Origin of the sequence: Haloarcula terrestris (genome assembly GCF_031624315.1) — an archaeon.
Lineage (GTDB): Archaea > Halobacteriota > Halobacteria > Halobacteriales > Haloarculaceae > Haloarcula > Haloarcula terrestris.
Genome location: NZ_JAMQOM010000004.1, coordinates 158412 through 180580 on the forward strand (window position 1 = coordinate 158412; position 22169 = coordinate 180580).

Sequence of the window (22169 nt, forward strand, 5' to 3'; positions counted from 1 at the left end):
CTCAGTGTGAGTAACCCCGGTCTGGAAGCGTCTCGCCGTCAAGCGTCACGCCGCGCTCGGTGGCCGTTCCGACACGATGCAGTTGGCACGGCACAGCCTCTTTGGCCTCTGAAACAACCGATTCGGGCAGCGTACAGACCAGTTCGAAGTCCTCGCCGAAGAACACGCCAAACTCTCTGCGCTCCTGTTCGGTCTCTGTGACCGCGTCGACCTGTGTGTCGATGGGCAGCGGCGCTTCGATGGCGAACCCACAGCCGCTAGCCTCGGCCAACTGATGGAGCGAGCGGGCCAGACCGTCGCTCGAATCCATCATCGCCGTCGCGTGTGACCGGAGCGCGACGCCTGCACGCACGCGTGGTTCGAACTGAAACAGCTCGTTCGCTCGGGCTGTGTCGCCCCGGTCGAACAGTTCGAGCGCGGCGGCTGACCGGCCGAGCGTGCCGGTGACACAGACCGCGTCGCCGGGCGACGCGCCCGAACGACGGACCGGATCGGCCGCCATGCCGATGGCCGTCGTGGCGACGGTGAACTCGTCGTGGCTGTCCAGGTCGCCGCCCACGTACTCAGCGCCGACCGCGTGGCACACGTCCTGTGCGCCGTCGAGGAACGCCATGAGTTCGTCCGCTTCGAACGTCGGTGCGCCGTAGGCGGCCACCGCGGCGGTCGCGTCGGCCCCCATCGCGGCCACGTCCGACAGCGACGCCCCGACGGCTCGCCAGCCGGCCGTGTAGCGGGTCGTCCCCGCCGGGAAGTCCGTCCGCTCGTGGAGCATGTCGGTCGTGATGACCTGCCCGTCCACGACGGCGCAGTCGTCGCCCGCGTCGGGCAGCCGGTCGGCGAGGTCGGCGAGTGCAGCCCGCTCGTCCATACCCGGTCGTCGGTGCCCCGGGCCAAAACCCTCGGGGGTATCGGCCGACGGGTCAGGGTCGGTGGGTTGAAACCGGAGACTGCCAATGCCATCCACATGGATGGGAACCGGGTGGCGACGGTCGTCGGGTTCGCGGCGACGCTCGCCGTCCTCGCGGGGCTGGTCTGGCTCGTCGGCATCGACGAGACGCTGGACGCGCTCACGACGGCCGACCCGGTGGCCCTGCTGGCCGTCGCGGGCATCGCCATGCTCTGGCTCGTCTCGTGGGGGCTGGCGCTGTGGACGGTCCTGCAGGCCCTCGGCGCGCCGATGTCGCCACTCACGGCCGTTCTCGTGTTCGTCGCCGCCGTGTTCTCGAACAACGTCACGCCCTTCGGTCAGGCCGGTGGCGAGCCACTGAGCGCACTGCTCATCTCCGCGGCCGCCGACACCGAGTACGAAACCGGGCTGGCGGCCATCGCTACCGTCGACACAGTCCACTTCCTGCCGTCGGTCGGGTACGCGGTCATCGGCTTCACGTTCGTCGCCGCTGGTGCGGTCCAACTGACCCGGAACCTCGCGTTCGCCGCCGTCGCCGTGGCAGTGCTCGCGGTCGGGATCCCGATTGCTGCCGTTCTGGGCTGGCGACACCGGTACCGAATTCAGACGGCTGTCATCCGCGGCGTGGCACCGGCTCTCGCAACGGTGTCGAAAGTCGTTCCTCGATGGTCACCGCCGTCCACAGCCAGTATCGAGGCACGAATCGAGGGGTTCTTTTCGGCCATCGAACGCATCGCGACCGACCGCCGGACGGTGCTTCAGACCTTCGGGCTGTCGGCGTTTGGCTGGGCCTGCCTGTCGGCGTCGCTGTGGACCTCGCTGTACGCCGTCGGGGCACCGGTCAGCGCCGAGATTGTTCTGCTCGTCGTCCCCGTCGCCAGCATCGCCAGCGTCGTGCCGCTCCCCGGCGGCTCCGGCGCTATCGAGACGGTTCTCGTGACGCTGCTGGTCTCGACGGCACCGATTTCCGCTGCCGTCGCCACGTCGGGGGTGTTGATCCACCGTGTCGGGAGCTATCTCTTGCCGACGATTATCGGTGGCGGCGTCGCCGCAGCCCTCGGCGTGGACCGGGCCGCCTCGCCGGAGGAATGACGCCCGGCCAAGCTGACGGTGGATGGCATCATTGCTGCCCTGCGGGCGAGTGAACGGTTCACGCCCGCCGACTGCGAACGACGCGTTTAAATGACGGCGACGGAAAGGAATCTGCAATGGCTACACTCTACGACGTTCCCCCCGAGGAACTCATCGAGGCACTCACGGAGACGCTCGCAGACGAAGACGACATCGAAGCCCCGGACTGGGCCGAATACACCAAGACCGGTGTCGACCGCGAACTCCCACCCGAGCAGGAGGACTTCTGGGCGCGACGCGCCGCCAGCCTCCTCCGAAAGGTCGCTGTCGACGGTCCCGTCGGCGTCAACGCCCTCCGCTCGGAGTACGGGACCTCGAAGCAGGGCACGACCCGCTACCGCGTCCGCCCACATCACAAGACCAAGGGCTCAGGCAACATCATCCGGACCGCGCTCCAGCAGCTCGAAGACGCCGGCTACGTCGAGACCAGCGAGAACGACGGCCGCCGCGTCACCGGCGAGGGCCGCAGCCTTCTCGATGACACTGCGGGTGACCTTCTGACGGAGATGGACCGCCCGGAGCTCGAACGCTACGCCTGACTGAGGACTTTTATTCCGTTTTCGAGACCCGTCAGCGACCGCTCCGAAATCGTTTTCCGACCGACTCCAGTACGTTCAGACAACTATGAGTGGCGACCCCAGCGAGGAGGAACTCGAAGAACTCCGCAAGAAGAAGATGGAACAGCTCAAGGAACAGCAGGGCGACGAGGGCGAGGCACAGGAAGCGGCCCAGCAGCAGGCCGACGCCCAGAAGCAGGCCGTGCTGAAACAGAACCTCACCGACGGCGCGCGCAAGCGGCTCAACACGGTCAAGATGTCGAAGCCGCAGGTCGGCGAGCAAATCGAACAGCAGGTCGTGGCGCTGGCCCAGAGCGGCCGCGTCCAGGGCCAGATCGACGAGGACCAGATGAAGGAACTCCTCTCGGAACTGACGCCCGACTCCAAGAGCTTCGACATCAAGCGCCGGTAGATGGAGTGTGCCCTGTTGTACAGCGGCGGCAAGGACTCGACGCTGGCGGCGCTCCTGCTCGACCCCTTTTATAATGTGACACTCGTCAGCGGCACCTTCGGCGTCCGTGACACCGACCCCGCTCGGGAGAGCGCGTCGGCCGTCGGCTTCGGTCACGAGACAGTCGACCTGGACCCGGACGTGGCCAGTGAGGCCGTCGAGCGGATGCACGACGACGGTTACCCTCGCAACGGCATCCAGCAGGTCCACGAACACGCCGTCGAAACCGTTGCCCGCGGCGACTGGATCGCCGAGGCCGACGGCAGCGACTCGCTTGCAGCCGTCGCCGACGGCACCCGCCGCGACGACCGGGTCCCGACTATCGAGCGCCCGCTCGCCCAGAGCGTCGAGGATCGCTTGGACGTGGACTACCTCGCGCCGCTGGCCGGTATCGGCCGTGGCGCTATCGATGCGATGGCCGCCGACCGATTGGTTGTCGAGAGCGGCCCCAGTGCAGAGATTCCAAAGGCTGACTACGAGGTCGAACTGCGCGAATTGTTGCGGGAGCGCTACGGCGAGGGCGCTGTGGCTGACGTGTTCCCCGAGCATACGCAGTCCCGGGTGCGTGGCTTGCGGTAGCCGTCGGCGTGCGGGTCTTGTGAGCGTGTTCTACAGACTAAGCGATGTCCCGGCTGGTGTCCACGCTGATCCGGTCCGTAATATCGAGACACAGCGGTTCAGTGAGCGCTCGGCCGCCGCGGAACTTCGGGACGAAGAGCCTGTTCTCAAGGGCGTCCGCGCTACGTTCCGTTTCGAGGTCGAACACGATGTCGCTCGTGTACTCCGTCCGGTGGCGCTGTGGTGGCGTGGCGTCGTATTTGAGCGCGTACAGGACCGCGACGCTATCGGTCTGTGCGAGCTTGGCTTGCAGCGTTTCGAGGCAGGCTCGAAACTCTCCGGTGTCGGCCCGTTCCAACGGTTCGACGGGGTCGATGACGAGCAGTGATTCGCTTGTGAGTTCCTCGATATGGGTGAGTGCGTCGCTGACTGGCGCTTTCCGGTCCAGTTGGCTGACTGTGAGGTCGTCGTAGGTTTCCCTGTGGGTCCGTAGCGTCGACGTGATCGTGGTCGGTGCCTGTTCGCCGGAGAGATACATCGTGTCCTGCTGGGCGACGAACTTGGAGAGGAACAGTTCCGCTTGACTCGCCGGTTCGGCGAGTAGCGTGACGAGGCTACCGGCCGGGATACCGCCGTCGAGCTTCCGGTCGAGCGCTCGAACCCCCGTCTCGAATCGCTGTGTCACTGTCTCACCCCTCGGAGTGTCCACCGGCTCAGTACCTGTCCCATACGGACACACCCGTGAGGGTCTCCCTTTGTTGTCGGTTCTCTAACGCGGCTCGACCGTCCTATAGCCGGCCTTTATCGCCATCGACACCAGCGTGTGGTGGCCGACATTCCTGTTCTGGACAGACTGTCCGCGAAACACGCAGTGGTTCCGTGTTTTAGTAACTCTCTACCGGTAGATACCGGCGCGCGGTTCGAGGATCATGTCCGGCGTGAACGAACAGGTTCAAGCGCGCGCTCGCTGTAGGCGCGGGTATGTACGACTCCGTCAAGGGCTTTCGCGATTTCTACCCCGAGGAGATGCAGGCTCGGCGGTGGGCCATGGACACGCTGGAGGACGTAGCACAGCGGTACGGCTTCCGGGAGATCGGCACGCCGGCCCTCGAACCGACCGAGATGTACGTCGACAAGAGCGGCGAGGAGATCGTCGAGGAACTGTACAGTTTCGAGGACAAGGGCGGCCGCGAGGTCGCGCTCACGCCGGAGCTGACGCCGACCGTCGCGCGGATGTTCGTCGCCAAGCAACAGGAACTCTCAAAGCCCATCAAGTGGGTTTCGACGCGGCCGTTCTGGCGCTACGAAGAACCACAGCAGGGCCGGTTCCGGGAGTTCTACCAGACCAACGTCGACATCTTCGGGTCGGCGGAGCCGACGGCCGACGCCGAGATCCTGGCCGTCGCTGTGGAGATGCTCACCGACCTCGGGCTGACCGGCGAGGACTTCGAGATCCGCGTCTCCCACCGGGATATCCTCGCGGGCGTACTGGAGTCGTTCGGGGCCGACGTGGACGTGCCCGAGGCCATCCGTGCGGTCGATAAGCGGGCGAAGATCGACCACGACGAGTACCTCGATGCGCTCGTGGAGGCGGGGCTCAACTACGGCCAGGCCGACAAGTTCGACGAGATGCTGCAGATCGACGCCGAGGAGATCGACACGCTGGCGGACCTCACCGGCTCCGACGACGTTCGGGCGGCGACCGACAACCTCCAGGCGGTGCTCGATGCCGCTGAGGACTTCGGCGTGCGCGAGTACCTCACCGTCTCGCTGACGACCGCCCGCGGGCTGGACTACTACACCGGCGTCGTCTTCGAGTGCTTCGACTCGACGGGCGAAGTCTCGCGCTCGGTCTTTGGCGGCGGCCGCTACGACGACCTCATCGAGGGTTTCGGCGGCCAGCCGACGCCGGCCGTCGGGTTCGCGCCCGGCCACGCAACGCTCCAGCTCCTCTGCCAGCGCGCCGGTGTCTGGCCCGCCGAGGAGCTATCGACGGATTACTACGTCCTGCAGGTCGGCGACACGCGTCCGACTGCGGCCCGCATCGCCCGGGACCTGCGCGAGCGGGGCCACGTCGTCGAGAGCGACGTTGCCGACCGCTCCTTTGGCGCACAGATGGGCTACGCCGACGGCATCAACGCCGAGACGGTCGTTATCGTCGGCGAGCAGGACCTGGCAAACGACGAGGTGACGCTCAAGGAGATGGACGACGGCGAGCAGGTCAGCGTCCCGCTGTCGGCGTTCCCGGGCGATCACGACCGGCCGACGTTCGAGGACTTCACCGAATAGCGTGGCCGAGCGGCCGGTCCACGACAGTAACTTTTTGCGACCGCCGTGTTGATTGTTCGACATGCAGCTCCCCTCCATCGCCCTCCCGAGGTGGAAGCTTGTCGCGGTTATCGTGATCGTTTCGACGGGCGTCGCCATGCTCGGCGGTGCGGCCGGCCTCGGTAACGTGCTCGCACCGGTGTCGATCATCCTCGGCTGGTTCATCCTGGCCCCGCTCGTCGCCCTGCTGGGTTCGGAACTTCCGATGATCGAGTCCCCGGAAGACGGGACAGAGACGGACGAAGCCACTGTGATCGACCCAGCGGAATCGACAGTGGACCCGGTTGACCGCCTCCGGGAGCGCTACGCCCGCGGCGAACTGACCGACAGCGAGTTCGAACGGCGGCTGGATCGCTTGCTGGAGACCGAATCACTCTCGGCGAACGACGAATCCGAGGACGAGGCCCGTGCGACGGACAGAGAACTCAGTCTCGAAACCGAGTGACGGTGGGCCGTCGTTCGCGGTCGCCGTAGCCGACTCACAGCCGACGACTCGCAGGCCACTCTCGTTTCACCCCGTCGTGCTAACGACCTCGATACCGCTGTCAGTCAGGCGGACGTACAGAAGCACGTCGTCGGGGCCCGGGTCGACTACGTCGCCGAGGTCGGGCGCACAGCCGGCCATCCTGCTCGGTCGCCGGCAGGTAGCCCGTGCCCTCGATATCCGTTCCCGTCAGTTCAGACATTCGTACTACCCCTGATGACGAAAAGGTGAGTGAAAAACTCTTGCGGAGGATATCAGCTGTCAGTCCACTTCCGATACACTGGCCAGTAGTGCTCCTATACGGCGTCAGTGCCCGTCTCCTTTGCGTGTTCCATGCAGTAATAGTTGCGTGCGTCGACACTCCATATCAGATGAGCACCGAAGATAACAAGGTCAGTCGTGGCTACCCGTTCTACCCCGTCTGTTGTCTTTGTATCGCATATTACGCACTTGTCTATCCAGAGCGTCTTTGTTACCGAGTCAGTCCGATTGTACGTTCCAACATCAGTTACTGAATATGGGCTTCTAATCAGTTGGAGGATGTAGAATGCAGCTACCGTAAGGCCGGCATTCACTGCAAGGGAGGTATTAGCAATCGTGCCCAATACAATGATGGAGACGATTCCTATCAGGACTATTAACGGGAGTTTTTTCACCCCGTTCGGCAGGCTCGAATACTGTCTGAATAGCATCCCCCGTTTATTCTTTGGCACGCATGAACTACTACAGAGAGGGGTTCCGTCCACACGCTGGCGTGTCCGAGTGCCGCAGACCACGCAAGGAGCTTTTGTCCTGTCACTCTGTAGCTCCTCTTCGGCTTCGTTCTCAGACTCGGTTGTCTCACCTGCCTGCATTTCATCCTCGCTCATACCGGTTCTTTCACTCATGACCCTGATTCCTGTCTATTCGGTATAAACCACCGGAACGATGATAAATAGTCCTCACGAACAGTTACCATCTGTTGCCCCCAGTTGATTGCTCAAATACTCTCGGTCTTGGAAGCGGCCACACCCCGCGCAGATTAGCGTCTCCGGGTGCAAAGTGAGGTCAATACAGCGCTGTTCGAGCGGACTCTATTTAGACCTGTGCGGCTCACTCCCTCCGCCCTTAGAGTGCCCGCTCCATCTCCATCTCTACGCGCTCCTTGGCAACCGTCTCGAAGCCGACGGACTCGTACAGCGCTCGTGCGACGTGGTTGGTGTTCGAGACGGAGAGCCAGACGCGTTCGAGGTCGTTTTCCTGCCCGTAGCCAAGCAGCACGCGGATGAGCCGCGAGCCGATGCCGGCGTACTGGTAGTCCGGGTGAACAAAAATCGCCAGTTCCGAGGTGTCTTGGTACGGGACGAGGACGGCGTGGCCGACGGCGTCCCCTTCGTGCCAGACGACGACGTTCAGGCCGTTTTCGACGAGGTCCGGCAGCCAGTCGCGGATGTCCGCTTCGGTCCGGGGTGGGACGCCCTGTGACCGTGAGTCGTTCCCGAAGTCGGCGTACATCTCCACAAGCGGGTCGATATCGCCGTCGTAGGCCTCGATTGTCACCGTCCGCCCGTCGTGGTCGGTGAACGTTTCGGGCGGGCGGGGGAAGTCGTGATCCGCCGCGGCGGCGTTGGACATGTTCTCTACTTTGCACTCGGGCTCCCTAAGTTCGTCTATCCTTCTCGGCAACTGGGATTCGGGTGAGACAAGTGGCTTGCTGCCGAGGAATCGGTATGCGCGCCTACCGCGTGGCCTACGACGGGCGGTCGTATCACGGGTTCCAGCGCCAGCCCGATGTCGACACTGTCGAGGGGCGACTGCGTTCGGCGCTAGTCCGGCTGGGCGTCTGCGAGCGCGGCGACGGCCTGCCCGAGCACTACGCGGCTGCTGGCCGGACCGATGCCGGCGTGTCCGCGCGGGCACAGACCGTCGCCTTCGACGCCCCGGCGTGGCTCTCACCGACGGCGTTCAACGGCGAACTCCCCGACGACATCCGCGTGTGGGCCAGCGCCGACGTTCCCGCCGGGTTCCACGCGACCCACGACGCCACCGAACGGGCGTACACCTACTACCTGTACGCGCCGCCGGACGCGGACCGCCACGGACACAGCCCCGTCGACGACGAGCGGTGGGCCGATGCCGTTGACGCGCTCGCCGGCGACCACGACTTCCACAACCTCACCTCTGACAAGACAGGTACCAAGCGGACCGTCGACATCGACTGGGAGCGGGACGGCCAGTTCCTCGTCGTTCAGTTCACGGCCGGCGGGTTCTGTCGCCAGCTCGTTCGCCGGCTCGTCTCGCTTGCGGCCGCCGTCGCGGAGGGCTCGGCCCCGCTGTCGAAGATCGACCGCATCCTCTCGCCGGAGCCCGTCAGCGGTCCCGATGGCGTCCCGCCGGCCCCGCCCGAACCGCTCGTACTGACCGACGTGCGCTACCCGGACGTGACCTTCACCCGGGACGAGGACGCCGCTGCGGATGCACGGCGGGTCTTCGAGCACCGGCGCGCGACGGCCCGAACGACAGCACGGGTCGCCGGTCACGTCATTGACGGGCTGTAACCCGCGCCCCTCCGTCGCTGAAACGAAGGCTTACTTCGCCCCCGTCCCAAGGGCGGGCTATGAGTTCGGTACCCGCACGGAGCGACATCGACGAGGCGTACAAGTGGGACCTCGAATCCCTCTACGCCAGCGACGAGGACTGGGAAGCCGCCTACGAGGAAACGGAGGGACTGATCGAGGACCTGTCCGCCTACGAGGGGCGGGCCACCGAGGACGCCGCCACCCTGCTAGCGACGCTAGAGACCTACGAGGAGCTGATGCGGGCGGTGTCCAACGTCGCCGCCTACGCCCGGATGCGCCGGGACGAGGACACGACCGACGACACCTATCAGGCGCTGACCGCTCGCACGCAGTCGCTGTCCTCGGAGGCCAGCTCGGCCGCTTCGTTCCTGGATCCGGAACTGCAGGAACTGGAGTACGACGACATCGAAGCGATGATCGACGCGGAGCCGGCGCTGGAACCGTACGAGCACTACTTCGACGACGTGCTCCGGATGAAAGACCACACCCGCTCGGCCGAGGTCGAGAACCTGCTCGCCGAACTCGGCGAAGTCACCGGCGCGCCCGGCGAGGTGTACAACATGCTGGCCAACGCCGACATGGAGTTCCCCACGGTCGAGGACCCCGACGGCGACCAGCAGCCGATCACGCTCAACAACTTCACGACGCTGCAGAAACACCCGGACCGCGAGTTCCGCCAGCGCGTCTACGAGGCGTTTTACGACGAGTGGGGAACCGTCCGCAACGCGGTCGGCACGGCCTACAAGAACGCCGTCAAGACGGACGTGAAGATGGCCAACGCCCGCAACTACGACACCGCCCGCGAGGCCGCGCTCGACGGCCCCAACGTCCCCGTCGAGGTGTACGACACGCTCGTCGACACCGTCAACGACAACCTCGACACGCTGCACCGCCACGCCGACCTCAAGCGCCAGTCAATCGGCGCTGACGAACTCCGGATGTGGGACCTCTACGTCCCACTCGTCCAGGAGGAATCGCCCGAAATCGAGTACGAACAGGCCTGCGAGTACGTCACCGAGGCCGTCGCGCCGCTGGGGGAGGACTACCAGTCCCGCCTCGCCGAGGGGCTGGAGTCCCGCTGGGTCGATGTCTACGAGACCGAGCACAAGCAGTCCGGTGCGTACTCCGGGGGCACCTACGACTCCCAGCCGTTCATCCTGATGAACTACCAGGACGACGTGGAGTCGATGTACACGCTGGCCCACGAACTCGGGCATTCGATGCATTCGGAGTACACCAGCGAGGAACAGCCCTACGTCTACTCCGGCTACGAGATCTTCGTCGCCGAGGTCGCCTCAACGGTCAACGAGACCCTGTTGACTCACCACCTGCTGGACACCGTCGAGAACGAGCGTCTGCGCCGGCACATCCTCAACGAATACCTCGAACGGTTCCGGTCGACCCTCTATCGGCAGACGATGTTCGCCGAGTTCGAGCACCGCACCCACGAGATGTCCGAGGCCGGCGAGCCGCTGACCCCAGACCGACTGGACGACCTCTACGCCGACCTGAAGGGCGATTACTACGAGCCGGCGGTACTTGACGACCGCATCGCCCGCGAGTGGATGCGTATCCCGCACTTCTACCGGGCGTTCTACGTCTACCAGTACGCGACCGGCATCTCGGCGGCCGTCGCGCTCGTCGACGGGATCCTCGATGAGGGCGAGCCCGCTGCCCAGCGGTACATCGACTTCCTCCGGAGCGGGTCCCGGGAGTACCCGCTGGAACTGCTTCGAGACGCCGGCGTCGACATGGCGAGTCCGGACCCGGTCGAGTCCGCGCTCTCGACGTACGGTGCATACCTCGACGAGTTCGCCGAACTGCTGTAGAGCGACGCTAGGCTCCCCGTTTCCGGCACGGTCTGGGCTGTACAGACAGCCCTCGTCCCGACACGGATAACTGTTTCACCCCCGTGTGACCCGAAGGCACTTTGTGTCTCAACCGTATAGTACCGACCATCCAAATGTCGCGCAGTCCCTCGCTTCCGGAACGACCACGGTTGGAACTCGACCCCGATATGACGCCTGACGAGCGTCTGGAGGCACTCCGGGAACACTTCAAAGAGATCGTACAGGTCAACGAACAGCTCACCGAGCAACTCGATGCGGCCCGTGACCGGCAACACGGCCTCACCGACGAGGTCGATCAGCTCGAACGGGAAAACGAGACGCTCAAGACCTCCTCGCTGTACATCGCGACGGCCGAGGAGCTGACCGACGACGGCGTCGTCGTCAAACAACACGGCAACAACCAGGAGGTGCTGACGGAGGTCTCGCCGTCCATCCGGGACGGGCTGGAGGCCGGCGACCGCGTCGCCATCAACGACTCCTTCGGCGTCAAGCAGATCCTTGACCCCGAGACCGACGCCCGCGCACAGGCGATGCAGGTCGATGGCTCGCCGGACGTGAGCTACGAGGACATCGGCGGCCTCGAAGAGCAGATCCGGGAGGTCCGGGAAGCCGTCGAGGAGCCGCTTATCAACGCCGACCAGTTCCGCGAGGTCGGTATCGAGCCGCCGAGTGGCGTCCTGCTGCACGGCCCGCCCGGCACCGGCAAGACGATGCTGGCGAAGGCCGTCGCCAACGAGACCGATGCGACGTTCATCAAGATGGCCGGCTCCGAACTGGTCCGGAAGTTCATCGGCGAGGGGGCGCGACTCGTCCGGGACCTGTTCGAACTCGCCGCCGAGCGCGAACCGGCTATCATCTTCATCGACGAGATCGACGCCATCGCGGCCAAGCGAACGGAGTCGAAGACCTCCGGCGACGCCGAGGTCCAGCGGACGATGATGCAGTTGCTCTCTGAGATGGACGGGTTCGACGAGCGCGGCGAGATCCGTATCATCGCGGCAACGAACCGCTTCGACATGCTCGACCGGGCCATCCTCCGCCCCGGCCGCTTCGACCGCCTCATCGAAGTGCCGAACCCCGACGTGGAGGGCCGCGAGCGCATCCTCGAAATCCACACGCAAGAGATGAACCTCGACGACGACGTGGACCTCGGTGCGTTCGCCGCCGAAACCGACGGCCTCTCCGGCGCGGAGCTAGCGTCGCTGGCGACCGAAGCCGGGATGTTCGCCATCCGCGACGGCCGGACGACGGTCCAGCAGTCCGACCTCCACGACGCTCTAGCGAAGATCGAGGCCGACGACGACGCCAGCAGCGTGCCGGTCGCGTTCGCCTAACAACCACCTTTTTCAGCGTCGCCTTTCCTCACGCACTCGTAGAGTGCGCTGCGGGAAGGCTCCTTGAAAAACGTGGGCGAAAAAGGCCGCGCTCTCACGGTGTTCGAGCGCGGTGAACCGCTCACTTCGCTCGCGGACAGTCCGACTGATATCGGTTTTCGGTTTTGAGTACCGCACAGAGGTGTCAGTGTGACACTCGACACACACCGCGAACATCGCTCTTGTTTTCACCGAACAGCCTTCGTCCCCGCCTGATTTAAGCCACCCCGCCCGGTATCGGTGCTCGTGACAGAGCGTGGACGGACGCGGCGGGCGTTTCTGGGGACGCTCGCGGCGACGACGGTCGGGTCAATCGCGGGGTGTCAGTCGTCGTTCGACCCACTCGCATCGACGACGCTGGACGAACACGCCGCCACGCAGTTCCGGCAGGGGCTTTTGAACCAGGGGTATCAGGACACCGCGGTACCCGACGCTGTCGAGCGGGCGTGGGAACGACCGACCAACCGCGGGGAGCACACTGCTGCGAAGGGGAGTCCGGCGCTCGCGCCGACCGGTGACCTGATCCTGGCCGACGACACCGGCCGCGTCCGGGCCATTGCACCGGATGGTGAGGTCCAGTGGACGACGACGATAACCCAAGCTACCCGTGGGAGCCACGGCACGCCGGCTATCGCAAACGAGACCGTCTATATCGGGGCCTACGACGGCGCGCTGTCGGCGCTGGATCTCGACACCGGAGAGTACCGCTGGCGGACGGAGCTGGGGGACGCCATCGGCGCGAGCCCGACCTACTACAACGGGTCGCTGTACGTCGCTGTCGAGCACTCGGCTCCCAGCGGGAGCGTCGCCGCCGTCAACGCCGCGACCGGCGACGTGCAGTGGCGCGATAGCCGGCCGACCGACCACCCCCACTCGACGGTGGCGCTGGACCGCGAGCACGACCGCCTGCTGTTTGGTTCCAACGATGGCTACTGCTACGCGTGGTCGTTTCCGGGCTTGGAGCAGGTCTGGCGCTACGACACTGGCGGCGACGTGAAAGCCCCTATCGCCGTCACTGAGGGGACCGCTATCGTGCCATCGTGGGCCGAAACCGTCACCGCCGTCGACGTGACCGACGGCACGGAGCAGTGGACGTTCGAGGCCGACGCCGACGTGATGTGTGCGCCGGCGGTCCACGACGGCACCGTCTACGTCGGCAGCCACGACGACCGGCTGTACGCAATCGACCTCGACAGCGGCGAGGAGCAGTGGCGCTACGACACCGGCGGGTGGATCATCGGGAGCGTCGTCGCTACCCGGGACCACGTGCTTGTCGGGTCCTACGACACGCGGCTGTACGCATTAGAGCGAGCTTCCGGCGAGGTGGCCTGGACCACCGACAACCGCGGCCACGTGACGAGCGCGCCGCTGGTGACCCCTGACGGCATCTACTACACGGAACGCGCGGTCGACGGCGACCCGGACCGACCGGGCATGTGTTACAAGCTCGTTCCGGCGTAACGAAGCGAAACCCCTTAGCCCGCGGACCGTCGACTCCGGTCTATGAGCACCATTCGGGTCGTGTGGGGGACCGCAACCGGCCCGACCGCGCTGGCCGCCTACGACGCGGCACTCGCCGAAGCAGGCGTCCACAACTACAATCTCCTCTCGCTCTCGTCCGTCATTCCTGCTGAGCCGGCTCTCGAGGTGATGGGGACCGCACCGGACCTGGGGCCGCCCGGCGAAGCGCTAGAGGTCGTCCAGTCCTCGGCGACAGCCGAGCCCGGTGAGAGCGTGGCCGCTGGCATCGGCTGGGCTCGCAGCGAGGCGGGACCGGGCATCTTCTACGAGGTCGACGGGGACAGCGAGGACGCGGTCCGGATGGAGATCCGCGAGGGCCTGGCCGCCGGTCGTGACCTGCGGGACTGGGAGTTCGTCGAGGAGAACGTCTACGTCGAGTCGGCGACCTCGGATACCGAGTACGCCAGCGCCGTCGTCCTCGCCACATACGGCGAGAGTCACCCGGTCGTGTGAGTACCAGCGCGCTGACGGTTGCGGCCAGAACTGTGCTCGACCCTGGGTTTTTAGTGCTCCCCCTCATAGAGACAGAGAACGTTCATGTACGGGAATACGTCGTTCGGTGGGGAGACGGAGGAAGTGACGCTGACCACGGAACAGCGTGAGAAGCTCCGCCGGGACCTCTCAAGCGTCGCCGCCCGGACCCGCGAGCTCCTGCCCGGTGAGTTCGTCGTCGGCTCCGAAATCAGCAACAGTACGACAGGCCCACGGGCCACAATCGCGGTTCAGCCCCCTGTCGGATCAGTCGTCAGCGCGGACTACACGCCCGAGGACCCCGAAAGCGCGAGCATTTCCGACGCCGAACGTGACGACCTCGCCCAGGGAATCGCTGCCTCCGCCGCGTTGCAGGTCAAGCAAGTGATGGGCGACGATACGTCGCCGACGGCGCAGTAACGGTCGCCGTTTTCCAGTTATCGCCGGGACAGTAGCGTCAGTGGAACGTAGCGGGCGAGTATTAGCGCCCGCCGCCGGCGACTGGCGGATTATAAAACAGCGCGTAGCCGATGGAGCCACCGGCGGGGAGACTGCCGGCACTCAGCGCCGTGACGAAACTGATAGAGGTAACGACTGCGCCGAGCGACGCCAGCAGCATCGAGAGGGCGATACTGGCGAGCACGAGGTCGGGTATCGACGGGCGGCCGGACATTCCTGTCTCTACAGAGACATGCCTACTAATTAAATATTATTACTCGTGCAAACGGTGCGCTGCCAACCGCCTACTTGCCCCAGAAGGGGTCCCGGTTCCGGTGTTTTTCCAGATACATCGACAGCGCCTCGCGCTCGTCGACGGAGATGTCCTCTTTGAGTTCCTGTTCGAGAATCTTCGCGTGCTTCTCCGGGATTTCGACCCAGAGGTCGTCGCCTTCCTCGATCTGGCGGCCGACGGTCGGCCCCTGGATCGAGACGGCCATGCGCTCGCCGGCGCGGGCCGAGTCGACATCCTCGCCCTCGTCCTGGATCGTCTTGAGCGTCCCGACGCGATGTGGCTCGCCGTCCTCCCATTTGATGACGTTAACGTTCCGTCGGAGTTCACCGGAGAGAATTTCCACGCCGACGACAGCGGGGTCGGACTGGCGGAAGGTGTGGTCCTGCAGGACTCGGAACTTTGCGGGTCGGGTGATGTTATCGAGGATCTGCTCCTGCTGGGCCTCCTCGATGGCGGTGACGTGGTCGTCGTAGGACTCGACGAGTTGGTAGATCACGTCGTCCTCGAACAGCTCTACCTCCTCCTGTTCGGCGAGGTCCCGGGCGTCATCAAGCACCTCGACGCTGAACGCGAGAATCGCCTGGTTTGTCGGCTCGCCGGCCGTTTCGGCGACCCGCACGTCTCGCGGTGCGACCGCGCCAACCTCGGCGCGCATGACCGGGATCTCCTCTTCTTCGAGGGTGCTGGAGAGGGCCTCCAGCGAGCCGAGCGTGTCGGCCTTGATGACGACGCCTTCCTCCTGTGTGGTGACCTCGATTTCGGCGAGTTCCTCTTCCACCTCGGCGATGACTTCGCTACGGTCGCGGTCGCGGATGACGCGGATCGGCGCGCCGGCCATCGCGTCGCCGAGGTCCGGCGCAGCGATTTTGACACCGTCGGCGGCGGCGACCTGCTCGACCTGCTCGAACTCCTGTTCGGTCCGGATCTCTTCGAGCGGGCGCGGCCGGAGCAGTGCCCGCACGTCGGTGACGATTGACCCCTGCAGGCCGCCGACGACGATGGTGTCGTCGTTGCGAATGGTCCCGTCGTAGATGATGGCGTCGAGCGTCGTTCCAAAGCCCTGGGTGTCCTTCACTTCGAGGACGGTCCCGACACCGGGACCGGTCGTGTCGATCTCCATCTCCTCTTTCATGTACCGCTGGGACAGCCCCATCATCACCGTCAGCAGGTCAGGGATGCCCTCGCTCGTTTCGGCCGAGACCGGCACGACGCCGATGTTGGCCTGGAAGTTCTGGACGCGCCAGTACATGTCCGCGGAGAAGCCGTTGTCCGAGAGTTCGCCGATGATCTCGTAGAGCTTCTCGTTGAGGTCGGACTGGACGCGGTCGGACTGGGCGTCCATCGTCTGCTGGACCGGCTGGCCCTCGTTGGGGTTCCAGCCGGGGACGGTGTCGATCTTGTTCGCGGCGACGATGAACGGCGTCTGCGTTCGTTTGAGGATGTCGATGGCCTCCAGTGTCTGTGGCTGGAAGCCGTCGTTGACATCGACGACGAGGATAGCGATGTCCGCGAGCGCACCGCCCCGCGAGCGAAGCGTCGAGAAGGAGTGGTGCCCCGGCGTGTCGATGAACAGCAGGCCGGGCAGGTCGAAATCCGTCGGGTCGACGAGATCACCAGCGATCTCCGAAATCACGTCGAGCGGGACGGCGGTCGCGCCGATGTGCTGGGTAATCGCGCCCGATTCACCGGCAGTGACGGCCGAGCCGCGGATCTTGTCGAGCAGGCTCGTCTTTCCGTGGTCGACGTGGCCGAGGACGGCGACGATGGGCGTCCGCAGGGTGTCGTCGTCGGCTGTGGTGGGGTCCGTGTCAGACATAAATGGCTCCAGAAGTTGTCAGAACCGAGTCGTCGGTGGCAGTTAAGTTCGTCGTCATCAGACGCACGCGACCGAACGCGGGGCTTAGCGGGCGTCACTCGGTGACAGTGAACGATCCCGTCATGCCAAACCCCTGGTGGGGGACACAGTGGTACTCGTACTCGCCGGGGACCTCGAACGTGTATGCGTACTGGTGGCCGCTGGAATACGTCCCGTCGCCGGGCGTCCCTGACCAGTCGCTGTCGGCCGGCGTCGCGGTCGGCTTGACGTTGTGGCCGTCGGCCTCCCAGACCCACAGCACGGTGCTTCCGACCGGGATCTCGAAGGTTTTCGGATCGAATCTGAAGCTGCCAGGCGCGACAGCGACTTCCTGCTCGGCGCCGCCCGGCGTTCCGGTTGGTGTGGGTGTCGTCGTCTCGGTCGGGGTGGCTGTGGCAGTCGGTGTCGGCGTCTCGGTCGGCGTGGCCGTCTCAGTCGGCGTCGCGGTTTCGGTCGACGCTTCTGTGGCTGTGTCTGTCGGGGACGACGCGTCACCGCCGTCGCCACTGCAGCCTGCAACAGTTCCCGTGACAGCGGCCGTAAGCACTCCGAGAAACCGCCGCCTGTTTCGGTCCATGCATCCCAGTCGGGTGCCTCCCGCTTAGGGCTGCTGCCCACAGCGTTGGGTCGTTCCCTTCCCCGAGACAGAGCAACTGATACCCGTGCTCGCCGACGTTTCCGATGGTGGCATGGCAGCCCCTTCGCTGTGACAGCCCTCCGAAAGTCGTGGCGAGTCGCTGGTCAGACATCCCCGTGGCGTTTATGTAACCTCGTTCGGAACAAGGGGGTATGGCTGCAATACTCGCAGAAAACCTGTCGGGGAAAGACGTGATGGGGACTGATGGTGCGGAGATCGGCAGTCTCTACAACATCACGATGGACTTCTCCTCGGGCGCGTTGCACAACCTCGTCATCGACCCCGCGGAGTCGCTCCGCAACACGGATTTCGAGTACAGTGACCAGGGCCGCCTGCTTGTTCCGGTCGAACGAGTCAAGGCGGTGAAAGACCACATGATCGTCAAACGCTAGATGTACGTTCTGGACTCCTCGGCGTTTATCAACGAGTACCACACCGACGAGCAGATAGCGACGATTCCGCTCGTCAGAGACGAACTGGAAGACGAGGCCGCCTATCGCTTCGATGCTCTCGAAGGCTCGGGTATGCATCTCCATATCCCCGAGGACAACACTGTCGAGCGCATCGAACGCGCCGCCAGCGAGACCGGCGATCTGGCGGAACTTTCCGAAACTGATATCCGGCTGATCGCGGCCGCGTTCGAACTCGATAGCCGGCTCGTCACGGACGACTACGCCATGCAAAACGTCGCGGAGAAACTCGACGTGGCGGTGGAAGTTATCGCCCGTGAAGGGATCTCCGAACAGCGCGACTGGCTGTTCCAGTGTGCCGGCTGCGGCCGCGAGTTCGACGAGAACCGCGACCGCTGTCCCATCTGTGGGAGTTCGCTCTCGCGGAAGAACCCGGCCTAAACAGTCTGTTCGTCCCGGGCGTCCAGCCCGAGATCGATCAACTGTGTGAGTACTTCCTCCTCTGTGATGCCGTAGCGCCGCGCGAGCGTCTCGATGATCCGCGCTTGGTCGTCATCACAGACGATGGTGAACCGCCGAGCCATGCAATCGCCTACAACGGTAGTTCGCATAAACACCCGTCAGACAGCAGTCAGACGGTTCAAATCGCCGGATTTCCTGTAATTTCAATGTACAATGTGAGAAACTGGATGGCGTTGAATGCGCCGTGAATGAAGATGGGGACGAGCAGATTTTCAGTTTTGAGATAGCTCAGACCCAGCAGCGTCGAGAGGACAAACACAAGGAGCAAGGAAAGGGCGGTCTGTGTCGGCGTCCCAGCGGCGTACTGACCGAAGTGGACGACGCCGAAGACGGCGCTTGTGAGCACGATTGCCTGCAGCTCACCGAAATCGTCGTAGAGGTACTTTTGAATGATGTTCCGGTAGATAAACTCCTCGCTCGGGGCGATCGTGAGAAACGCAAGCGGCACCATCACGAGCAGGAACGAGGGGTCCCTGTTGGCGACCTCCTCGACGTTACTCCGGGCCGCTTCGAGGCCGAGGGCCTGAATGAGGTAACTGAAGCCAAAGAGCGCGACCATGAGGACGACGACGCCGCCGACCCCGTAGCCGATATCGCGGATTCCGGGCCGGCGCAGATCGAGGTCGGCCCAGGTCCGGTCCAACTGGTTGGCGACTGCCGCGCCGAAGCCGATGAAGCCGACGCCGATACCGATAGTGAGGGTGATGTACGCCGGGCCGGTGACGGTCCCGCTGTCCAGCGCCCCAGCGCCGAGCAGCCCTGTGGCTGCGACCCCGAGAACGACGAACTGGGCGAACAGCGTGCCGACGAGGAAGCCGGCCAGACCGATTCCCGTCGCGACCGAGAGCGCTCTGGCGACCGTGTACAGCCGATTGTTCGGCACGCCGGTCGCCAGCGCCCAGCCAAGTGCGACTGTGACGCCGCCGGCCAGCATCGTGAGATAGACTGCGAGACCGACCGTTGCCTCGACGCCGGGCCGGTGCTCCGGTCCGAAGAAGGCGACGAGCGTTGCGAGGGTTGCGATGGCACTCGCTCCCATTGCACCGAGACCAGCCTGCCGCGGCTCGACCGCACCGTGGCGGACAAGCGAGAACGCGAGCGCGGCCATGACGAAGCCGGCGACGGCGACCTGTCGGGCGGTGACCGGACCGACCGCCGTCGTCGGTGTCATCCAGCCAACGATGCCTGTTTCGGTGGCGACGAGTACGACGAGACCGAGGCCAGCGGCGAGGACACCCCAGTTCGCGGCAGTGTCGTCCATTATCGGCAGTCGGTCGCGCCGGCCTAAAGGGACTCCGTTTCGCCGATCCGCAGCCGCTCGCGCTCGTCGATGGCTGCGGTTTCGTCCGTCGCTTCGCCGCGGATGAGCGCCCGCGTCGCGTTCTTGCCCCACTCGACGGCCGGCTGCGTGAACGTCTCCACGCCCGCGAGTTCGCCGACGAGGACGCAGGCAGCCTCCATCGCGTACAGCAGTTCGCCGACGCTCTCGGCGTCGAGGCGGTCGATTTCTAGTTCGAGCGCCGGCCGGTCAGCCGCCGGCAGGCTCGCCACCGTCGCCTCGTACTCGGCGTCGATGAGGCCGCCGAGGTCGGTTCCGGCGAGATACGACAGGTCCTCGTGGTCCGGATCGGGAATCGCCACGTCGGCCCGCTCGCGCGGTCGGACGAACGTCACGACCTTGTCCCGGTGCCCGGCGCGGTACAGCTGGAGCTGGGAGTGCTGGTCGGTCGCACCCAGCGCTCGCGCCGGTGTCTGGCCCCGCCCGTCTTTCCCCAGGCTCTCGGCCCAGAGCTGTGCGAACCACTCGCCGAAGGACTCCAGGCGCTCGGCGTAGGGCATGAATGCGTTGACTTTCGCGCCCTCCTCTTCGAGTGCATAGGCCATCGCGCCGTAGGCGTAGGCCGGCGAGTCGTACAGCGACGGCTCGAGGTCCTCGGCCGCGGTCTGGCCGCCGCCGAGCAGCCCCTCGATGTCGACACCGAGAATGGCTGGCGGAACGAGGCCGACTGCCGACAGCGCGCTGAACCGGCCCGGGACGCCCTCTGGGACCGGCAGCGTCGGCAGGTCGTGCTGGTCGGCGAGTGCCCGGAGCGGCCCGGACTCGCCCGTGGTCACGACGATGCGCTCGGTCCAGTCGACGCCGCGGTCCTCGTAGGCCTCACGGACGACGAGGAAGTTCGCCAGCGTCTCCGCGGTCGTCCCCGAGCGAGAAACGACGTTGATCGCCGTATCGGTGAGGGAGAGGCCGTCGAGCGTTCGGCGGACGTGCTCGGGATCGACGTTGTCCAGCACGACGTGGCTGTCCGGGTCCGCGGCCAGCGCCTCTGTGATAGTTTTCGCCCCCAGTGCGGACCCGCCGATGCCGACGGTGATGACCGACTCGGCGTCGGCGACCGGAGCGACAGCGTCCCGGATGGCCTCGGCGTCAGTCGTCTCCGGGAGGTTCAGCGACGCGTAGCCGAACTCGTCGTCGTTTCGCCCCTGCTCAATTCGGTCGTGGGCCGCGGCTACCCGTTCGTCCAACTCATCGAGCGCCGCTCGTTCGACGCCCGGGTCGGCAGCACTGGCAAGCGCGGCTCCGATATCGACGTGCATAGTGGGGCTGTCGACCGGTGGGTACAAACAACTCCCGGAGGGGCTGGCGGGCGGCGGCGTCGAGCCCGCTGTCACCGCCGGTCGGACAACACCGCGCTTAACCACGCCCTCGCCTAACGAACAGGTATGACAGACGCGACGGCAGAGCAGTCCGTCACGACTGACGACCCCGCCGCTGCCGGCGACGCTGATGACGACCGGCCCGAACCGTACAACGGGCTCCCCGGTGCGTTTCCGTACGCGTTCCGGGCCAGCGACTCGCTCCTGTTCAAAGCCTACGTCCCGGTTGCGCTGTTCCTGTCCGCGGCGATCACGCTCGTGTTCGTCTTCGGACTGGTCACCCAACTCGCTGCGACTGGGAGTGTCCGCGGCGGGACGTTCACCTTCTCGCGGAGCTTCTTCCTGTTCATCGGCCTGCTGCTCGTCGCACCGCTGCTGGCTCCGGTGCTTTCGGTCGCCCGCCGCCACCGTCGGACCGCATCGTCAGTCGCCTACGACCGCGCACTCGGGCTCTCGGCGTTCCTGTTTATCGGATCGCTGTATCTCGCATTGTTGACCTCCGCGCCGGCGGAACTGCGCGAGCCGACACAGAGCACCGTCGTCGGTTTTTTCTACTCGCTGCCGCCGCTTGCCGGCATTGTCCCGCCGCTGCTTGCGACGCTTTTGATGTACCTGACTCATCGGTTGTTGCGATAGCGGGTCGAAACGGGCAAGAACGCCCATCACAAACATATCCGCATGACAGCGATTGAAGGGACATTCCTGGTCACGAACGCCGACGACGCGTCGGCGACGCTCCGGAACGTCGCGGACTCGCAGGTGCTGACACTGTCGGACAACCCCGGTGTCGAGACCGGCGAAGTAGTCGAGGGGACTGTCGAACCGGAGCCGCCGATGGAGGTCACTTACACCGTTACGGACGTTGTCGAGCGGCGACGCATTCCCGTCGAGACGGTCGATCTCGCGCCGACGACACAGACGACCGAGATCGCGGCCGAGCAGGCTCCCGGCGAACTAACGACGTTCGAACGCGCCGGCGAGGGCGAAGTCCACGTCCTCACGGTCCCGGAAGATGAGACGGCCGAGGCCGCCGCGGATGTCGTCGGCGACGAGGCGACTCTCTCGCGGGCGGCCAGGCTCGGCGTCGACCGCGTCGAGGTTCGGACGGCCGACGGGGTCGTCAGCGTGCGGTATCTGCCGGACTGACGCGTTCTCCCATACGCCGCCG

The 22169-nt window shown here is 65.3% G+C and carries 26 protein-coding genes; 16 read left to right on the forward strand and 10 right to left on the reverse strand.

What is annotated here, in order from left to right; translation table 11 throughout:
• Position 1 precedes the first annotated feature (1 nt).
• The gene (gene thiL, locus NDI54_RS10975) at positions 2-868 is read right to left on the reverse strand and encodes a thiamine-phosphate kinase (protein WP_310896488.1); all 867 of its coding nucleotides are present in this window, start codon (positions 866-868) and stop codon (positions 2-4) included.
• A gap of 96 nt (positions 869-964) precedes the next feature.
• Between thiL and NDI54_RS10980 the strand changes: the two genes are divergently transcribed.
• The 4 genes from NDI54_RS10980 to NDI54_RS10995 all read left to right on the forward strand — a co-directional run bounded on the left by NDI54_RS10980 (position 965) and on the right by NDI54_RS10995 (position 3625).
• Positions 965-1999, forward strand: coding sequence for a lysylphosphatidylglycerol synthase transmembrane domain-containing protein (locus NDI54_RS10980; protein WP_310896489.1), 1035 nt, complete (start codon positions 965-967; stop codon positions 1997-1999).
• 116 nt (positions 2000-2115) lie between these two features.
• The gene (locus NDI54_RS10985; RefSeq protein WP_310896490.1) at positions 2116-2577 is read left to right on the forward strand and encodes a 30S ribosomal protein S19e; all 462 of its coding nucleotides are present in this window, start codon (positions 2116-2118) and stop codon (positions 2575-2577) included.
• Positions 2578-2662: 85 nt separating this feature from the next.
• Entirely contained in the window at positions 2663-3007 is a 345-nt protein-coding gene (locus NDI54_RS10990; protein WP_310896491.1) for a DNA-binding protein, read from the forward strand.
• Positions 3008-3625, forward strand: coding sequence for a DUF7411 family protein (locus tag NDI54_RS10995; RefSeq protein WP_310896492.1), 618 nt, complete (start codon positions 3008-3010; stop codon positions 3623-3625).
• Between the two features lie 37 nt (positions 3626-3662).
• On the opposite strand, the gene NDI54_RS11000 is transcribed toward NDI54_RS10995, so the two are convergent.
• Positions 3663-4289, reverse strand: coding sequence for an RAD55 family ATPase (locus NDI54_RS11000; RefSeq protein WP_310896493.1), 627 nt, complete (start codon positions 4287-4289; stop codon positions 3663-3665).
• Between the two features lie 296 nt (positions 4290-4585).
• Between NDI54_RS11000 and hisS the strand changes: the two genes are divergently transcribed.
• Complete coding sequence (hisS, locus tag NDI54_RS11005; protein ID WP_310896494.1) at positions 4586-5893, forward strand: histidine--tRNA ligase; 1308 nt, start codon at positions 4586-4588, stop codon at positions 5891-5893.
• Between the two features lie 61 nt (positions 5894-5954).
• Positions 5955-6377, forward strand: coding sequence for an SHOCT domain-containing protein (locus tag NDI54_RS11010; protein ID WP_310896495.1), 423 nt, complete (start codon positions 5955-5957; stop codon positions 6375-6377).
• Positions 6378-6712: 335 nt separating this feature from the next.
• Here the strand turns inward: NDI54_RS11010 and NDI54_RS11015 are convergent, their stop codons facing one another.
• Both NDI54_RS11015 and NDI54_RS11020 read right to left on the reverse strand, forming a co-directional pair.
• Entirely contained in the window at positions 6713-7303 is a 591-nt protein-coding gene (locus NDI54_RS11015) for a hypothetical protein (protein WP_310896496.1), read from the reverse strand.
• Positions 7304-7523: 220 nt separating this feature from the next.
• Entirely contained in the window at positions 7524-8030 is a 507-nt protein-coding gene (locus NDI54_RS11020; protein WP_310896497.1) for a GNAT family N-acetyltransferase, read from the reverse strand.
• 95 nt (positions 8031-8125) lie between these two features.
• On the opposite strand from NDI54_RS11020, the gene truA reads away from it, so the two are divergent.
• The 6 genes from truA (at position 8126) to NDI54_RS11050 (ending at position 14609) form a co-directional block, all read left to right on the forward strand.
• Entirely contained in the window at positions 8126-8953 is an 828-nt protein-coding gene (truA, locus tag NDI54_RS11025) for a tRNA pseudouridine(38-40) synthase TruA (protein ID WP_406600178.1), read from the forward strand.
• Between the two features lie 59 nt (positions 8954-9012).
• The gene (gene pepF, locus NDI54_RS11030; RefSeq protein WP_310896498.1) at positions 9013-10803 is read left to right on the forward strand and encodes an oligoendopeptidase F; all 1791 of its coding nucleotides are present in this window, start codon (positions 9013-9015) and stop codon (positions 10801-10803) included.
• Positions 10804-10937: 134 nt separating this feature from the next.
• Positions 10938-12158, forward strand: a complete 1221-nt coding sequence (pan2, locus tag NDI54_RS11035) for a proteasome-activating nucleotidase Pan2 (protein WP_310896499.1) — start codon at positions 10938-10940, stop codon at positions 12156-12158.
• 285 nt (positions 12159-12443) lie between these two features.
• Positions 12444-13658 carry a PQQ-binding-like beta-propeller repeat protein gene (locus NDI54_RS11040; RefSeq protein ID WP_310896500.1) on the forward strand — a complete coding sequence of 405 codons (1215 nt, stop codon included), beginning with the start codon at positions 12444-12446 and terminating at the stop codon, positions 13656-13658.
• 42 nt (positions 13659-13700) lie between these two features.
• Positions 13701-14171 (forward strand): pyruvoyl-dependent arginine decarboxylase, encoded by a 471-nt coding sequence (locus NDI54_RS11045; RefSeq protein ID WP_310896501.1) that lies wholly within the window; start codon positions 13701-13703, stop codon positions 14169-14171.
• A gap of 84 nt (positions 14172-14255) precedes the next feature.
• A complete protein-coding gene (locus NDI54_RS11050) occupies positions 14256-14609 on the forward strand; it encodes a DUF5811 family protein (RefSeq protein WP_137682927.1) in 354 nt (117 codons plus the stop codon).
• 61 nt (positions 14610-14670) lie between these two features.
• Here the strand turns inward: NDI54_RS11050 and NDI54_RS11055 are convergent, their stop codons facing one another.
• From NDI54_RS11055 to NDI54_RS11065, 3 genes are all read right to left on the reverse strand, one after another.
• Positions 14671-14862, reverse strand: a complete 192-nt coding sequence (locus tag NDI54_RS11055) for a hypothetical protein (protein ID WP_310896502.1) — start codon at positions 14860-14862, stop codon at positions 14671-14673.
• A 70-nt stretch (positions 14863-14932) separates the two neighbouring features.
• Positions 14933-16738: a translation initiation factor IF-2 gene (gene infB, locus NDI54_RS11060; protein WP_310896503.1), complete on the reverse strand. Its 1806-nt coding sequence runs from the start codon at positions 16736-16738 to the stop codon at positions 14933-14935.
• A gap of 94 nt (positions 16739-16832) precedes the next feature.
• Positions 16833-17354 carry a plastocyanin/azurin family copper-binding protein gene (locus NDI54_RS11065; protein WP_310896504.1) on the reverse strand — a complete coding sequence of 174 codons (522 nt, stop codon included), beginning with the start codon at positions 17352-17354 and terminating at the stop codon, positions 16833-16835.
• A 212-nt stretch (positions 17355-17566) separates the two neighbouring features.
• On the opposite strand from NDI54_RS11065, the gene NDI54_RS11070 reads away from it, so the two are divergent.
• Positions 17567-17806, forward strand: a complete 240-nt coding sequence (locus tag NDI54_RS11070) for a PRC-barrel domain-containing protein (RefSeq protein ID WP_137682922.1) — start codon at positions 17567-17569, stop codon at positions 17804-17806.
• On the forward strand, positions 17807-18265 hold the full coding sequence (locus tag NDI54_RS11075) for an NOB1 family endonuclease (protein ID WP_310896505.1): 459 nt from the start codon (positions 17807-17809) through the stop codon (positions 18263-18265).
• Here NDI54_RS11075 and NDI54_RS11080 read toward each other — a convergent pair.
• Genes NDI54_RS11080 through NDI54_RS11090 form a run of 3 tightly spaced genes read right to left on the reverse strand, consistent with a single transcriptional unit; the run spans position 18262 to position 20941 of the window.
• On the reverse strand, positions 18262-18408 hold the full coding sequence (locus tag NDI54_RS11080) for a CopG family transcriptional regulator (RefSeq protein ID WP_310896506.1): 147 nt from the start codon (positions 18406-18408) through the stop codon (positions 18262-18264). The two genes, NDI54_RS11075 and NDI54_RS11080, sit on opposite strands and share 4 nt — an antisense overlap.
• Positions 18409-18464: 56 nt before the next feature.
• The gene (locus NDI54_RS11085) at positions 18465-19607 is read right to left on the reverse strand and encodes a CPBP family intramembrane glutamic endopeptidase (protein WP_310896507.1); all 1143 of its coding nucleotides are present in this window, start codon (positions 19605-19607) and stop codon (positions 18465-18467) included.
• Between the two features lie 23 nt (positions 19608-19630).
• Positions 19631-20941, reverse strand: a complete 1311-nt coding sequence (locus NDI54_RS11090; RefSeq protein ID WP_310896508.1) for a glucose-6-phosphate isomerase — start codon at positions 20939-20941, stop codon at positions 19631-19633.
• 126 nt (positions 20942-21067) lie between these two features.
• Between NDI54_RS11090 and NDI54_RS11095 the strand changes: the two genes are divergently transcribed.
• Positions 21068-21637, forward strand: a complete 570-nt coding sequence (locus NDI54_RS11095; RefSeq protein ID WP_310896509.1) for a hypothetical protein — start codon at positions 21068-21070, stop codon at positions 21635-21637.
• A gap of 42 nt (positions 21638-21679) precedes the next feature.
• Positions 21680-22147, forward strand: coding sequence for a DUF5812 family protein (locus NDI54_RS11100; RefSeq protein ID WP_310896510.1), 468 nt, complete (start codon positions 21680-21682; stop codon positions 22145-22147).
• The last annotated feature ends 22 nt before the right edge of the window (positions 22148-22169 follow it).

Excerpts from the sequence above, each read along its gene's own strand:
- NDI54_RS11100 (WP_310896510.1), top strand. The coding sequence starts at position 21,680 with ATGACAGCGATTGAAGGGACATTCCTGGTCACGAACGCCGACGACGCG.
- infB (WP_310896503.1), bottom strand. The coding sequence starts at position 16,738 with ATGTCTGACACGGACCCCACCACAGCCGACGACGACACCCTGCGGACG.
- NDI54_RS11010 (WP_310896495.1), top strand. The coding sequence starts at position 5,955 with ATGCAGCTCCCCTCCATCGCCCTCCCGAGGTGGAAGCTTGTCGCGGTT.
- NDI54_RS11085 (WP_310896507.1), bottom strand. The coding sequence starts at position 19,607 with ATGGACGACACTGCCGCGAACTGGGGTGTCCTCGCCGCTGGCCTCGGT.
- truA (WP_406600178.1), top strand. The coding sequence starts at position 8,126 with ATGCGCGCCTACCGCGTGGCCTACGACGGGCGGTCGTATCACGGGTTC.
- NDI54_RS11050 (WP_137682927.1), top strand. The coding sequence starts at position 14,256 with ATGTACGGGAATACGTCGTTCGGTGGGGAGACGGAGGAAGTGACGCTG.
- pepF (WP_310896498.1), top strand. The coding sequence starts at position 9,013 with ATGAGTTCGGTACCCGCACGGAGCGACATCGACGAGGCGTACAAGTGG.
- NDI54_RS11070 (WP_137682922.1), top strand. The coding sequence starts at position 17,567 with ATGGCTGCAATACTCGCAGAAAACCTGTCGGGGAAAGACGTGATGGGG.
- NDI54_RS11045 (WP_310896501.1), top strand. The coding sequence starts at position 13,701 with ATGAGCACCATTCGGGTCGTGTGGGGGACCGCAACCGGCCCGACCGCG.
- NDI54_RS11095 (WP_310896509.1), top strand. The coding sequence starts at position 21,068 with ATGACAGACGCGACGGCAGAGCAGTCCGTCACGACTGACGACCCCGCC.
- hisS (WP_310896494.1), top strand. The coding sequence starts at position 4,586 with ATGTACGACTCCGTCAAGGGCTTTCGCGATTTCTACCCCGAGGAGATG.
- NDI54_RS10980 (WP_310896489.1), top strand. The coding sequence starts at position 965 with ATGGATGGGAACCGGGTGGCGACGGTCGTCGGGTTCGCGGCGACGCTC.
- NDI54_RS11065 (WP_310896504.1), bottom strand. The coding sequence starts at position 17,354 with ATGGACCGAAACAGGCGGCGGTTTCTCGGAGTGCTTACGGCCGCTGTC.
- NDI54_RS11080 (WP_310896506.1), bottom strand. The coding sequence starts at position 18,408 with ATGGCTCGGCGGTTCACCATCGTCTGTGATGACGACCAAGCGCGGATC.
- thiL (WP_310896488.1), bottom strand. The coding sequence starts at position 868 with ATGGACGAGCGGGCTGCACTCGCCGACCTCGCCGACCGGCTGCCCGAC.
- NDI54_RS11090 (WP_310896508.1), bottom strand. The coding sequence starts at position 20,941 with ATGCACGTCGATATCGGAGCCGCGCTTGCCAGTGCTGCCGACCCGGGC.
- pan2 (WP_310896499.1), top strand. The coding sequence starts at position 10,938 with ATGTCGCGCAGTCCCTCGCTTCCGGAACGACCACGGTTGGAACTCGAC.
- NDI54_RS10990 (WP_310896491.1), top strand. The coding sequence starts at position 2,663 with ATGAGTGGCGACCCCAGCGAGGAGGAACTCGAAGAACTCCGCAAGAAG.
- NDI54_RS11020 (WP_310896497.1), bottom strand. The coding sequence starts at position 8,030 with ATGTCCAACGCCGCCGCGGCGGATCACGACTTCCCCCGCCCGCCCGAA.
- NDI54_RS11055 (WP_310896502.1), bottom strand. The coding sequence starts at position 14,862 with ATGTCCGGCCGCCCGTCGATACCCGACCTCGTGCTCGCCAGTATCGCC.
- NDI54_RS10985 (WP_310896490.1), top strand. The coding sequence starts at position 2,116 with ATGGCTACACTCTACGACGTTCCCCCCGAGGAACTCATCGAGGCACTC.
- NDI54_RS11075 (WP_310896505.1), top strand. The coding sequence starts at position 17,807 with ATGTACGTTCTGGACTCCTCGGCGTTTATCAACGAGTACCACACCGAC.
- NDI54_RS11015 (WP_310896496.1), bottom strand. The coding sequence starts at position 7,303 with ATGAGTGAAAGAACCGGTATGAGCGAGGATGAAATGCAGGCAGGTGAG.
- NDI54_RS10995 (WP_310896492.1), top strand. The coding sequence starts at position 3,008 with ATGGAGTGTGCCCTGTTGTACAGCGGCGGCAAGGACTCGACGCTGGCG.